The organism is Rufibacter soli (assembly GCF_054781795.1).
Map to the genome: position 1 here is coordinate 2,050,172 of NZ_BAAGTS010000002.1, position 13,749 is coordinate 2,063,920.

The following is a 13,749-nucleotide window of genomic DNA, read 5'->3' on the forward strand; positions in this document are numbered from 1 at the left end:
TGTCTAATAGACAACATGGCACAAACAATACAAGACACTCAGGAGAATCCGGAATGGGTTTTAATGGCCAAGGCATTACATGGCGAGCTGTCTGAAGAAGAACAGCAGCGGTTTTCTGCCTGGTTGAATGAAAGCGAATCCAACGCGCGGCATTGGGCCCAAACCCTGGAGGTGTGGGAACAAACAGGCTCAGAGCAGAATATTTCCTTTAGCCCAGACTTGGACCAGGCCTGGACTACCTTCTGCGCCAAAGCCGATTTCGTGGCTCCCGTCCAAATTTCTACTCAATTTTCAGAGGCCCCAGAAACAGAAGTACGTCCTTTGTTTGCCTGGAATACCCTGTATAAATATGCGGCGGCCTTGGTACTGGCAGCTGGCCTAGCCTGGCTTGCCTATCTCCAATTAAACACCTCTCCAGAATGGGTGCAGGTAGCCACGCTTTCCGGGGAAAGGAAGTTGGTTTATCTGCCAGACAGCAGTCAGGTAACCTTAAACTCCAATTCTACCCTGCGGTATCAAGCTGCCTTTGCAGCAGACGAGCGCCTGGTGGAACTAAAGGGTGAAGGTTTTTTTGAAGTGAAAAGAAACCCCACGCAACCTTTTGTGGTGCAGAGCGGTGATGCCCAGACCAAGGTATTGGGAACCTCCTTCAATATTCGCGCGTTGGCCAATGAGCCCGAGGTGAAAGTAGCCGTGGTAACTGGCAAGGTGGGTTTGTCTTCCTTGAAAACAAAAAAGCAAGTATTTCTTACGCCTGGTTATACCGGGGTGGTTTCCTCAAAAGGCCAGATTGCGAAAACAGAAACCAGCCCTGCTTCAGCACCCGCGTGGCGAGCCCTAGCTTTCAAGGCCAACACGCTAGCCCAGGTAGTAGTAAAGCTGGAAGAATATTTCAACGTGACCATAGAGGTACCTAACCAGAAACTGCAGCAATGCACCTTTACCGGTACCTTTGACCATCCTGAACTCTCTGAAATACTCCAGGTGGTAGCGGCTACCTTAGATTCTAAACTGATACAGAACAGTGCCAGAACCTTTACGCTGGAAGGCGCTGGGTGCCAGTAATACGGTCGGCCTGCAAGGGCCCTTCTTATTTTACCATGTATTTTAAACGATTACCTATCTTATTCCTGGCGCTAAGTCTGGCAGGGATCCTTCCCTCTTGTGACATTCTTGGCAACGGACCCTGCCTGAAGGGAAAAGGCGCCCAGAAAACAGAGACCCGGGACGTTCCTCTGTTTAAAGGAGTAGATATGCGCCTGCCCGGGCACGTGGTTATTACTGCCGGGCCCACGCAAGAAGTTTCCGTAAAAGGATTCTCTAACCTGTTACCAGAGATCATAACAGAAGTATCCGGGCAATCTTTGGTTATCCGGTCAGCTTCCTGCCTGGAATTCTCCAACAGTGAAACCCTTATTGAGGTCACCCTGCCCAACCTTGAATTGATAGAGTTGAAAAGCTCCGCTGATATAACGATTCAGGGTGTCCCGTCTATCCAAAAACTACGCCTCAGCGTCTCTGGCTCCGGAAACCTACAATATTCAGGTAACATAAAAAGGCTCAACTTGCTACATTCTGGCTCTGGAGATGTAATTCTGGAGGGCACCACCAACAACCTGGAAAGCACTATCACTGGAGCAGGTCGCGTGAAAGGTTATTTCATGCAAGCAGATACTGCTAAAACCCTGTTAACTAGCTCTGGGTACCAGCAAGTGTGGGTGAACCATTATCTGGATGCCACTACCACCGGAAAGGGCAATATTTATTATCGGGGGTATCCTACTACCCTTATTACATATGCCACCAGTTCTGGAAAAGTGGTAAACGATAATTAAATTTCCCTCCTCCTAAGGTTTCCATTTCCCCTTGCTCCTGCTTTTAATATTAATTGACTCTATTTTGCCCATAAAGGACGGCGTCCAACAAAGCCTGCCTTTATATCTAAAGACTAAGAGAAGGCTTCAATTTGCGTTTTAAGCCTCTTTTTCGAAAAGCACCCCTAAAACGCAAGCAGGGTAAGGATCACCTCAACCTAAGGCAACTTTAAGAAATACAGGACCCGCATAGGAAATTTATATAGATCGTTTTATAAACCCGTTTTGAGCCTGTTTTTACAAAAACAGGCTCAAAACGGGCAAGGCCGGTAAAAGCAAGAAGGCCTTAAAGGATTATTAATTTTGTCTAGGGCTTTGCTCTTTATCTCCACCTTTGGCAAGCCCAACATTTATTGCCTCCCCAATTTTTTTAATAGTCCTTAAATTCTGAACTTAGCAAAGTCTAAATTGCCTTTTGGTGGCAGTAAATTCTCATGTCTGGGGCTTTGCCAAAATTCATATATAGCTTTTTGTTCCTCTGCGCTTTGTGCTTCTTCCCCGGAAGTACCCAAGCCCAAACGTTCCAGACACGTTTAGAGGTAAGCTTTCACTACCAGAACCAAACGCTGGAGCAGGCACTCAAAGACCTAGAGAACAGATATTCCCTAAACTTTTCCTACAGCAACGCCCAAGTACAGGTTTCCAGGCCGGTCACTTGCCAGGCTTCAGCGCTCCCCTTAAGAAAAGCGTTGCAGGTACTTTGTGATTGCGCCGGCCTTTCTTATCAAATTATTGGGGAACAGGTGGTTCTGAAGCCTAAGGCTGATCCTGAGAAAGTTTCCTCCCCTACCCTTTACACGCAAACGCTTCGGGGCAAAGTGCTTAGTGCGGGCTTGAATAGCCCTTTGATTGGGGCAACGGTCATCCTCTCCTCCACTGAGCCTGAAAGAGCGCTTAGCACGGGCATAGACGGGTCTTTCGTCTTTGAGAAAGTGCCCATTGGCAGACATAAAATAAGGGCCCGGTATTTAGGCTATCATGAGAAAGAAACTGCCAATATCATGGTGGTATCAGGGAAAGAAACGATTATTCCAATTACCCTGGATGAAAACAACCAGGAGGAGGCCGAAGTGCTGGTCATAGCTGAGCGCGACAAAGACCTTCCGCAGAACCTGTTGATCTCCTCCAGCGTCCATACCCTGCGTACCGATGAAATAAATAGATTTGCCGGTTCCAGACAAGACCCCAGCCGCATGGCAGCCAATTACGCCGGCGTCTCCAGTGCCTCAGACCAACGTAATGATTTAATTGTGCGCGGTAATTCTCCTCTAGGGGTGCTTTGGCGACTGGAAGGCGTAGAGATACCCAACCCCAACCATTTTACCTTTACCCCAAATACCGGAGGTGCCTTCAGCCTGCTGAATAACAATCTCCTGGCCAATTCAGACTTTCTAACCGGGGCCTTCCCAGCTGAGTATGGCAACCGCATTGGGGCCGTCATGGACGTGAAAATGCGGGAAGGGAACAGCAAAAAAATGGAAAACACCCTTCAGTTAGGCTTAAACGGTCTGGAAATGGTCACTGAAGGTCCGCTGGTAAAAAAATGGGGAGGCTCTTTCCTGGGCAGCATCCGGCTTTTCACTTTTAGGCCTTTAGAAAAATTGGGGGTAGATATAGGGTATGAAGGGCTGCCCCGTTTCCAGGATGGCGCCTTTAAATTGGTGCTCCCCACGCCAAAAGCAGGCAAGTTTTCCGCCTGGGGTATTGCCGGAAGTAGCAATGTGACCATTTATGACGTGGACGAAGACACTACCACCTGGGGCAAGGTAAGGTACCGGTTGGAGCCTACGTTAAACAACCAGATGTATGCCTTTGGCCTGCACCATACCTTTTCCCTCTCTCCTAAAACAGTTACGGAGGCAATAGTCTCCACTTCTGGAAGCCAGGTGGAAGCCACCAGCAACGCCACCTTCCGGAACCTGGAAAAGCGGCTTTTCTATTACCTTAGGAATTATGAGCAGCAACTAATCACCAAATTCAGCCTAACCCATAAACCAACTCATCGCCTGTTATTCAAAACCGGACTCACCTGGCAGAAAATGTATTACAACAACCAGGAGATCATGTACCAGGACTTGCGGGACGTGTATGAGATACCTTTGGATGCGCAAGGTTCTGCCTCCTTATGGCAAGGGTATGTGTTAGGTAAATATTCCTTATCCCCTCGTTTTGATGTCCAGGCGGGCCTATACTCCCAAAGATTCTCCATTGGGAAAAGGATATCCATTGAACCCCGGCTTTCGCTAGAATTTTATCTTACAGATGCCCACAGGCTATTCCTTTCCGGAGGTTTGCAAAGCCAGACCCAGCCTTTGGTCTACTATGAATACCGGTTCTTCTCCCAGGAAACCTCAGAATTCAATCAGCCTTACAACAAGCTGGATTTTACGCGCAGCAAGCAAGTAGTTTTGGGCTACAACTATAAAATAAACCCAGACCTGCGGTTCAAGGCCGAAACCTATTTTCAGTACCACCACAAGGTACCGGTAAGTAAACGAGAAGGCGAAGAGGCCTTCTCTATGCTAAATCTGGGCACAGATTACACCTTTGTTACGGTAGACAGCGTGGTAAGCAAAGGAAAAGGCAAAAACTATGGCCTTGAATTAACGCTGGAACGGTTTCCTAAAAACGGTTTCTATGCCCTAGGCAACCTAACTCTTCTCCGGTCAAGATACACCGGAGGAGATGGTAAAATCCGCCCTACTACTTTTAGTGTAGGGTTTATTTCCAACTTATTGGTAGGTAAGGAAATTGAATTAGACCTTGAAAAACGGCACCACCTTTCCCTTGATTTAAGGGTGAATTATACCGGGGGTCGTAGAATAATTCCCATAGATGAAGAACGCACCATTAATGAATCTACGGACAAGATTTATTATGATGTAAAAAACGCCTATCTCCCTCAATTAAAGAATTACTTTAGGGCAGATATCAGGTTTTCTTATCAATTGAATACCCTTAAAACTACCCATTGGATTTACGCCGCCGCAGACAATTTCCTTAACAGCCGAAATGAGCTTTACTATGGCTGGGACCTGGAGGAAAATAAAGCTAAAAAATATTACCAGCTGGGCATTTATCCTTATTTAGGATATAGAATACAGTTTTAATCAACCAAAAAGGCATAGACTTAACATTTCCTCCCAAAGGGTCTTTCTTTCACCCTGGCTTAGACTCTGTGCTTCTTTAACTGGCTTTATCCCAAATCCACCAATCGTTATTTTTTAATTGATTTCCCGCTGTGGAGCCGCTGTAAAGCTAATTCCCATAAATGCTCATAAGGAATTATTTCAATTTCAGCATAAGCGTCTCCGGGGGGTATTGTGCGTTGTAGTTTCTGGTAAAGGTACAGTCCTTTTTTCTGCGTGACTACTGGGTCAAAATTAGCTCTAACCATTACCGTCAGCAGCTTAAAGAAGGCCCGGCTGCGCTCACTAAACGTATCTTTAAAGTGGTTTTGGGCATACTTTTTCAGAGATTCTACCCTATATTCCAACGCCTCATAGTCTGCAATATCTAAGTAATACATAACCTGAAGAATGAGGATAGCTACGTTGAAGCCCTCTTTATCCTTGCTATAGGTAGGGGCGTTCTGCACCAGGGTTTGCCATTTCAAAGGCTGCTCTGTTTGTGGGGCAACGTAATGGAGATAGGCTTCAAACAGAGACCATCTTTCCTGAGCCAGCCTGTTAATCTTTTTTATAAAAGGGTTATTCTGAACCTGATGCAAAAGAGAATGACCCGTCTGGTATTTTTTGGCATGGATAGCCAATAGGGTATAATTCTCCATAAATGCAAACCAGTTATTACTTGCCTGGTTAAAGGAAGCTAAATATGCACTGGCTAATTCAAGTCCTTCTTCCAGCCTTTTAGACCTTAAGTGTGCATAAACCTGTATAAATTGGTTGAATCTCTCATCAAACCTCCGTGATATAATTGGGTTTTCCTGGATTAATTGTTTGGATTGATTGGTAATGGAAACAATCTCGTTAAAGTTACCGGTTAATTCATGTAGCCAAATGGATAACCTGTAGTAGTTATTGAAAGTCTCAAAGGTCTGAGCTTTACGCCACACCTCTTCCATTTTACCCAACACTTCTTTTATTTTAAGCAGATAGTTTTTCCGGGCAGCTACAGAATGTCTCAATTCTATATTTGCTACCATAAACAGTATCTCTGACTCTTGGTCTGCTTCCAGTTTAACCGTTACCTCCTTTAATTGCTGTAATACTTTATAGAATAGAAGTCTCTCATTCAGGTTAACATAGGACTGCATTATGGACCTTAAACAAAGCGAAGCGATATAATTGAAATCGTATTCCAGGCATTTAGATAATACCTTTTTAAGGATTGGCAGGGCGATATCATTGGCACCGGAATCTATGAAAACCCTTGCTTGGTAAAACTTAGCTAGGCAGCTCTGTTCTACTGAGTGAGAGGGCATAGTACCGTTTACATTGTCATTTAAGAAAAAAAGCTGGTTCATCAGTTTTTTTCTTAAACGCGATTTTATCATTTTCAAGCCGCTTACATCCTCTCCCTTTGAATACAAGACAGCATATCCCGTTTTGTCATCTGTTATCCGGCCCGAAACAATTTCTTCATAGAGACGTTTTTCCTTAGACTTATTGGAAAATAATTGGGTAGGCTTGCCTGTTCTCTTCTCAATAATTTGAATAAGTTTTTTTAATTCATCCATTTTCTAAAAGAGAAATAAAAATTTATAAATTGGCCGTCCTAAAACCTAAAATCATGGGCCAGAAGCTAGGAACCAAGAATGTAAAATAAGGATTAGTTACTTATGATATAAATCTGGGTAAAAAAATCTCCCCCTAAAACGCTTACTTCTTTAAATATTTAAACTTTAAATTACTATAATTATAATTTATATTAATATAATTATAGTTACTTTTTACCCCAGTCTTTCCTTTTTTAGCGACCCAGTTGCGCAGACATTTGCAGTATACTTTAATCAACTAAGCCATGCTAGATTTACTTCTTTCTCTGCTCTTGCAACTTGCCCTTTTGAATGGTGGAACTGTACAACAAAAGGACCAAAAGGCATCTACAACTACCGCCACAACTTTCTCCACAACTTCCACTACGTCTACACAGACTACTGATGGCACCACTACTACCACAGATGGCGGTACTGGTACTGGCACCGGAGATTCAGTTTTTGGTGGTTCAGGTACTTGGGATACAAGAGACTAAGTAAATCCAATCCATAGGGAAGAATTATTAAGCTTCCTAAAAAATATTGTTGGCTAAGGCTAATTGAGGCAAGTTTCGTAATATTGAGCAGGGCGTTTGCCTAATCTTTCTGCTCCTTATGAAAAACTACTGCGCAAAGAGCCTTAGCCTTTTTTTTATTTGCCTCTTATCCTGTTCCACTCCTCCAAAGGAGGAAAGCATTAGGGTACGTTTCTCCCAGGATCCGGAGTCCTTGCATCCCTTAAGTTATGGGAATGCACCGGCCCTTCAAGTCCTGAACTTCATTTACCAGAGTCTTCTTACCATAAACCTGGAAGACAAATCCATTACGCCTTTATTGGCAGAAAGCCTTCCTGTTGTGCGCCGGGAAGATTCCCTTTCTTATTTTACCTTCAAAATTCGCCCTGAAGCTAAGTGGGATAATGGTGCAGCGGTTACCGCTGCAGATGTGGCCTTGTCGCTTAAATTATTGCACAGCCCTTTATTGGACAATGAGCGCTGGAGGGCCCAGTTTGACTTCATAAAAGATATTGTTTTTCTACCCGGTGATTCAACTTCATTTACCCTGATCTGCCGTGGGTACACTCCAGAAATGCGGTTAATGGCCGGTGACTTCTTTGTGGTGCCTGCGCATACTTTTGACCCTAAGGGAACACTCGCCAAGATTCCATTTAAAACTATAAGAGATAAATTTGATTCTTTGGCGGCTACTTCCACCTTTCAAACCTATGCAGCGTTCCTGAACCAGTCTTCCTTTGCCAGAGATACAGCCTTGGTGAGAGGAAGTGGCCCTTATAAGCTTAAATCCTGGCGAAACGGGCAGACCCTTGTCTTAGAAAAAAAGCCCAACTGGTGGGGAAATCAAGTAGCCAAAAATGCCCGGATTCTTCAGGCCAACCCACGTAAAATCAATTTCCAGGTAATACCAGACAATGCCGCAGCTATTATGGCGCTCAAAGCCGGCCAGTTGGATTTGCTGGATGATATGCCATTAGTGGCTTTCCAAGAAATGAAGCAGGATGAGAAATATAAAAAGACGTTCAAATTCTACTCTCCGCCTTCTTTTGATTTAGTTTTTTTGGGCATGAATGGCGCAAAACCCGCCCTTGAAGACAAACTCACCCGGCAAGCTATTGCGCACTTATTTAATGTCCCGGAAATAATCCAGACAGTACAAGGCAATTATGCCACCCCTACTGTTGGCTTGGTACATCCAGAGGAATCCCAGTTTTATAATAAAGATTTGGCTCCTATAAAATTCAACCCTAATACGGCTACCCACCTGTTAGGAAAAGCCGGCTGGAAAAAGTCTGCTGAAGGCTGGCATAAGACCATTGCCAATCAAAATCATAAGCTTCAACTGGAAGTGTTGCACAGGGCAGGCAATTCAGATTTTGAACACATGGCCATTCTATTCAAGCAAAATGCGCAGACCATTGGGGTTCCTGTTACCATTCAAGGTTTAGAGAGTAGCCAGATCAGGGAAAGGCTAGATAACAAACAGTTTGATCTTTTCTTCAGAACGCTTTCTGGCAACCCTTTCTCCTATAACCTTATTCCGTTGCTTCATTCCAAAAATGCAGTCCAAGGAGGATCTAACGTAACCAGTTTTGGCACCTCAGAAACAGACCAATTACTGGAGCAGATCGCAACTGAGGAACGAGTACAGCACAAGGCTATGTTACTGAAAAAACTTCAGCAAGAAATGCAGGAAGAGAGCAATTGGGTTTTCCTTTACTTCCTTCAAAATAAAATTGCCCTCTCAAGGAGAATAGACTCGGCGGTAATCTCCCCTTTAAAACCGGGCTATGACCTTACTAAATTTACGTTAAAGAAGTAAGACGAAATGCCTTTGATGCACCCTATCAGGCAGTTGTTTAAGCTGGCTTTTACCCTTTGGTTTACGGCTACATTAGTTTTTGCACTGAGTAGGATGTTGCCTTCCCTGCAAAAACCAAAAGGACTGCAAAACGCAGACATGGCTACGTATGGGTTGAGTGACGCCACAACGCTTTCAAAAGTAACTACAGACTACCAAAACAGGACCGGCCAGAACCTTCCCTTATTCTATGTGGAATTGGAATTAGCAGGAAGGCAGGAAGCTACCACCCTCCATGCTGAGCCACTAGACCAGCCATGGGTAGAGCGAGCTGTTCTCTGGAAAGGCGCAGCCGCCACCCGCACATTTTATGTCTCCTGGAGTGCCTGGAACCAATCTGCTGAAAAAACCCATAGGCAACAGGTAAGGCAGTTACTCATAGCCTGGTCTCTGAGCCAGAACGTATCTGAAAGAGAAGGGGAGCAGAAAAAAATATTGAATTTTCTTTCCGAGAGTAAAAAACCAGAAGCTATTGACCTATTAACTGCTTGGAAAACCCTGCAAGCGGGAGAAGCGCCTCTTTCCTACTATCTTCCTAAAGTAAAGTGGAACGGCGTAGAAAATACCTACCACCAATGGATCACAAGTTTCTTATCAGGAGACCTTGGGGTATCTTCCCAGGATTATGAACCGGTCTCAACCAAAATTGCACAGGCAGCCCTTGTTTCTTTTTCAATAGCCTCTTTAGGGCTTTTGGCAGGGCTCCTTCTTACCTATTACATAGGCATTTATTTTACACTACACCCAAAAGCCACTATTACCAGGGTTTCCCATTTGTTCTTATATTTTCTGGACAGCATACCTGCCTTTCTAATTGCCTTGGCCTTATATGGTTTTTGGCTTATTTGGGCTGGGCTTTCTTCCAGTTATTTATTTGATGAAAATTACGGCCAAGCCTCCCTTTTTCAACTTTGGAGCCAACCTTCCATCTTGCTGGGAGCAGTCTGTGTTGTTTTGTTGATACTCCCTTTTCTTTCGTTACAATTTTACCGAAGCCTGCAAGACCAGAATGGCCAGCTTTACCTCCGGACGGCATTAGCCAAAGGATTAGCCCCCAGAAAAGCCTTACAAACCCACGCCTTGCCTAACGCCCTGGTTCCTACTTTAACTATTGTAAGTGAGGTGATTATAGGGTTAATGTCTGGGGTGCTGGTCATAGAAATAACTTTTTCCTTACCAGGCCTGGGGAGCTTATTGACCAGATCCATCCTTTCCGCCGATTTTCCGGTCCTGATAGGGCTTACGCTTTTCTTTCTGATTTTTAGGGTGATTGTCATTTGGATGAAAGAGCTTATCATAGCCTTTATTGATCCCAGACTAAGTAGAGCGTAATAGAAATGAAGGTGGCCAGAGCATTCCCTTTATCTGTTCCAATTGCCTCAGCAAATTGGGCGATGATCTGGTTGTTGCTATTCACCGCCGCAGCCGGAGGCGCGTACCTTTACCTCACTTTGGGGGGACAGCTCTGGGCGAATCCTTCGCAAGCCTATTCCCCACCGTTCCAGAACCCGGCACACCCATTAGGTTCAGACCAACTTGGTAGAGATGTGCTAACCTACCTTTTTCTGAGTTGCCAAACAGCCTGGCTCTTGGTATTCCCTCCCCTGGTAATTGCAACCGTATTGGGGGTAACAGCAGGTACAATAGCCGCCTTGGTAGGTAATGAAAAAGGCAGGATTTCAGTTTCACTTTTGCTTTCCCTGGCTATTACAGTAGGGCTGGCCGTGCTTTTTTACCCTTTGTTCCAGAGGGGTTTATTTTCTAAAGGATTACCTTCCTGGTTAAATGAAGGGCATCCACCGGTCCTTTTTTTGTTTGCTTTGGCAATATGCTTTTGGGTTTCCTACCAAATACTTAAAAGGTTGGTTACGTCCACTAAAACCCTTAATGTTCCGGTAGATGGGGCCCTCCAAAAAATTATTGAGATTTGGTCTACTTTCCCTAAGCTCCTTCTGTTACTACTGCTCACTACTTTTACCCCATTTTCGGTGGTATCCTTAATGGCTTGGATTGGGGCTACTTATTGGGTCTTGCCTGCCCAGGTGGCAAGGGCTATTGTTTTGCAAATTAAGCAAGAGCCGTATTTTGAAGCCACCACTTCCTTAGGCATTCCCTTTCACCGGGTTCTTCTACACCACCTTTGGCCTTCTATGAAAGGGCCCATCATTACTAATTTCTGTTTTGCCGCCTCAGGGCTTTTGGGCATTGGATCTACCCTAGCGTACCTAGGCATAGGGCTACCGGCTGATGTGCCTTCCTGGGGTAAAATGCTGGCATCCGCCCGCCTTTCTCTGGAGGCTTGGTGGCTATTCGCTTTCCCGGCTTTGTTATTACTGCTCAGTATTTTCAGTTTACAGTCTTTAGGCAATAAATATTCCACCAAAAAAGCCCGATAAGCCGTTACTTTTTACCTATTTCTTTCCTTTTTTTTATCGCCTCGGATAATAAATTCTTCGCTTGGATGCTTTATTAGCACTTTGGTCTTTGTTTTTTAACATTTGCTATCTATTATATCTAAGTTATAGCTTAGCCAATTGTTTCCTGTTTTCTAAATACTTAACCCTTTATCATTGTATCATATTAAAAGGTATAAGATGATGAAAGTATCTGGAACGGGTTTAATTTCTGCAAAGGTTCAGCAGCAATTCCCTCAAGTTAGCTTTTCTTCAGTTTCAAAAAAACCTGGCGGACAAACTTCGCTTTTGGCTTTTGCGCCTCAGGAATTGGTAAACACTTCATCATCAGCCGGCAGGTTTGAATTCAAGTCTGCCCTGTCTGATGGTTTCATCTTAGACGGATATTATTTAGGCACTTTTGAATTTGATTCTCTAACTGGTCACCCAGGTATTAGATACTAGTTTTTTTTGTTGTCTTCCGTAGCCCCCCATGCGGAAGTTAGTTTTTTTGTTGTTTGTCTGTTTGCCTGCCGGCTTGTCACCGGCAGGCTTTTTTTTGCCCTATTCCTACCTTACCGTCCTATTATCAAGGTAATATAGAGGCTTCCGAAAAGCTTCATCAATAAATCACTTCTATCTTCAAAGCTGTTTTGAGCCTGTTTTTCAGAAAACAGGCTCAAAACGCAGACACTATTCTGATTTCATCTATAGAAGTGATTACAGAGTTGATGCGCAAATTATTGCCAGGACTAAAATGAACTAGAAAGAAAGGAAAGCAAAATTGGGTTTTGGCTTTGCACCTAGTCAAATTCACCTATAATGATAGAAAGAACGGAAAGGAAATTTATGTTGGCAAAGATCAATACCAAGAGAATGTATGGCTGGAGGTTGGGCTTACTAGTATTAACCATAGCATGGTATTATATTTTTATGCCACCCACTCCTACTACCCTATTTAAGAAAACCAGTAACCCTTTAAAATTCGGGAGTATTTTTTGGAATGATAGAAAGTCAACTTTATAGCGGCCCCTTCACTTTCTATTCCTATTATGTGCCTAACCAATAAAAGTAAATCTTTGAGAGACTCAAACTTGCGGTGTACGAAAACAAAAAGCCCCAATTATTGAAAACAATAATTGGGGCTTTAATTGTGCGGAGAGGGAGGGATTCGAACCCTCGATACCGTTACCAGTATACACACTTTCCAGGCGTGCTCGTTCGACCACTCTGACACCTCTCCGGGTCCTTAAATGGGAATGCAAAGTAAGTCAGAAGCATTTTCATATGCAAGTAACTTATGGCTTTTCCGCTTAGTTTCTATTGGTTAATTCGCCCCTAAGGTCACTTTCCAGGGCATGGGTAATCTCTTCTTTAGATAGGTTCTGGGCCAACACAAACATCAATTTAGTAACGGCTGCCTCTGTGCTAAGGTCAGAGCCGCCAATAACGCCCATGTCTTTCAGATATTTACTGGTTTCATATTGCCCCTGGTTCACCTCTCCTTCTTCACATTGGGATACGTTCAGGATAGTAATCCCTTTTTTTACCGCTTCGCGTAACAGTTTCAAAAACCAAGGGTAAGTGGGTGCGTTTCCGGCACCAAAAGTTTCCAATACCAACCCTTTCAGGCCTTTGGCGCTTAATATAGCTTTTACCACCGCTTCATTTATGCCAGGAAAAAGTTTCAGAACCGCCACCTGGCTTTCCAGGTCACCAAACACGCGTAATGGCCCGGCTGGCGGGTCCAGGATCACTGATTGATTGTATTCTATGTCAATGCCGGCCTTGGCCAGAGGAGCATACTTCCCCGAATGAAAGGCATTGAAGTGTCGGCTTTCAACTTTGGTAGACCTGTTTCCCCGCAGCAAAAGGGTATTGAAAAAGATGCAGACTTCTGGCACCAATGGCCTGCCCTTGCGGTGCGCTGAGGCAATTTCTAAAGCAGTAATCAAATTACGACGGGCGTCGGTCCGCATCCGGCCGATGGGTACCTGCGCGCCTGTGAAGATCACCGGCTTGCCCAGGTTTTCCAGTAGAAAGCTCAACGCCGAGGCGCTGTAAGCCATTGTATCAGTACCGTGCAGGATCACAAACCCATCATACTCCTGGTAATTCACCTGGATGACCTGCGCCAATTTAATCCAGTGCTCCACGCCAATATTGGAGGAGTCAATAGGCGGGTCAAGACTTAGAACCGTCAGGATTATCTTAAACTGACGCATTTCTGGCACCCGGTGTATCACCTCACTGAAATCAAACGGCACCAAGTGTTCATCCTGCTTGTCTGAGACCATGCCAATGGTACCCCCAGTGTAAATAAGCAAGATGGAAGCCTCTGGGTCACGGGGGGCCGCCGTATTGATATTTACCTTTAAAAACTTCATAC

The 13,749-nt window shown here is 44.5% G+C and carries 10 protein-coding genes and 1 tRNA gene; 8 read left to right on the forward strand and 3 right to left on the reverse strand.

All coding sequences use genetic code 11. The features are described from left to right. The first annotated feature begins 15 nt into the window (after positions 1–15). The 3 genes from ACYVJQ_RS10475 to ACYVJQ_RS10485 all read left to right on the forward strand — a co-directional run bounded on the left by ACYVJQ_RS10475 (position 16) and on the right by ACYVJQ_RS10485 (position 4,984). Positions 16–1,065 carry a FecR family protein gene (locus tag ACYVJQ_RS10475; protein ID WP_460893025.1) on the forward strand — a complete coding sequence of 350 codons (1,050 nt, stop codon included), beginning with the start codon at positions 16–18 and terminating at the stop codon, positions 1,063–1,065. A 35-nt stretch (positions 1,066–1,100) separates the two neighbouring features. Further along, positions 1,101–1,835 carry a head GIN domain-containing protein gene (locus ACYVJQ_RS10480; RefSeq protein WP_460893026.1) on the forward strand — a complete coding sequence of 245 codons (735 nt, stop codon included), beginning with the start codon at positions 1,101–1,103 and terminating at the stop codon, positions 1,833–1,835. Positions 1,836–2,359: 524 nt separating this feature from the next. Next, positions 2,360–4,984, forward strand: coding sequence for a carboxypeptidase regulatory-like domain-containing protein (locus tag ACYVJQ_RS10485; RefSeq protein WP_460893027.1), 2,625 nt, complete (start codon positions 2,360–2,362; stop codon positions 4,982–4,984). A gap of 107 nt (positions 4,985–5,091) precedes the next feature. On the opposite strand, the gene ACYVJQ_RS10490 is transcribed toward ACYVJQ_RS10485, so the two are convergent. Continuing rightward, positions 5,092–6,573, reverse strand: coding sequence for a hypothetical protein (locus ACYVJQ_RS10490; protein ID WP_460893028.1), 1,482 nt, complete (start codon positions 6,571–6,573; stop codon positions 5,092–5,094). Positions 6,574–6,857: 284 nt separating this feature from the next. On the opposite strand from ACYVJQ_RS10490, the gene ACYVJQ_RS10495 reads away from it, so the two are divergent. The 5 genes from ACYVJQ_RS10495 (at position 6,858) to ACYVJQ_RS10515 (ending at position 11,825) form a co-directional block, all read left to right on the forward strand. After that, complete coding sequence (locus tag ACYVJQ_RS10495; RefSeq protein WP_460893029.1) at positions 6,858–7,088, forward strand: hypothetical protein; 231 nt, start codon at positions 6,858–6,860, stop codon at positions 7,086–7,088. A gap of 118 nt (positions 7,089–7,206) precedes the next feature. After that, the gene (locus tag ACYVJQ_RS10500; protein WP_460893030.1) at positions 7,207–8,928 is read left to right on the forward strand and encodes an ABC transporter substrate-binding protein; all 1,722 of its coding nucleotides are present in this window, start codon (positions 7,207–7,209) and stop codon (positions 8,926–8,928) included. 138 nt (positions 8,929–9,066) lie between these two features. After that, the gene (locus ACYVJQ_RS10505; RefSeq protein WP_460893593.1) at positions 9,067–10,299 is read left to right on the forward strand and encodes an ABC transporter permease; all 1,233 of its coding nucleotides are present in this window, start codon (positions 9,067–9,069) and stop codon (positions 10,297–10,299) included. 530 nt (positions 10,300–10,829) lie between these two features. After that, a complete protein-coding gene (locus ACYVJQ_RS10510) occupies positions 10,830–11,363 on the forward strand; it encodes an ABC transporter permease subunit (protein ID WP_460893031.1) in 534 nt (177 codons plus the stop codon). A 198-nt stretch (positions 11,364–11,561) separates the two neighbouring features. Next, positions 11,562–11,825, forward strand: coding sequence for a hypothetical protein (locus ACYVJQ_RS10515; RefSeq protein WP_460893032.1), 264 nt, complete (start codon positions 11,562–11,564; stop codon positions 11,823–11,825). Positions 11,826–12,516: 691 nt separating this feature from the next. Here the strand turns inward: ACYVJQ_RS10515 and ACYVJQ_RS10520 are convergent. Next, a tRNA-Ser gene (locus ACYVJQ_RS10520) sits at positions 12,517–12,603 on the reverse strand. A gap of 70 nt (positions 12,604–12,673) precedes the next feature. Next, on the reverse strand, positions 12,674–13,747 hold the full coding sequence (locus ACYVJQ_RS10525) for an asparaginase (RefSeq protein WP_460893033.1): 1,074 nt from the start codon (positions 13,745–13,747) through the stop codon (positions 12,674–12,676). Between the last annotated feature and the right edge of the window lie 2 nt (positions 13,748–13,749).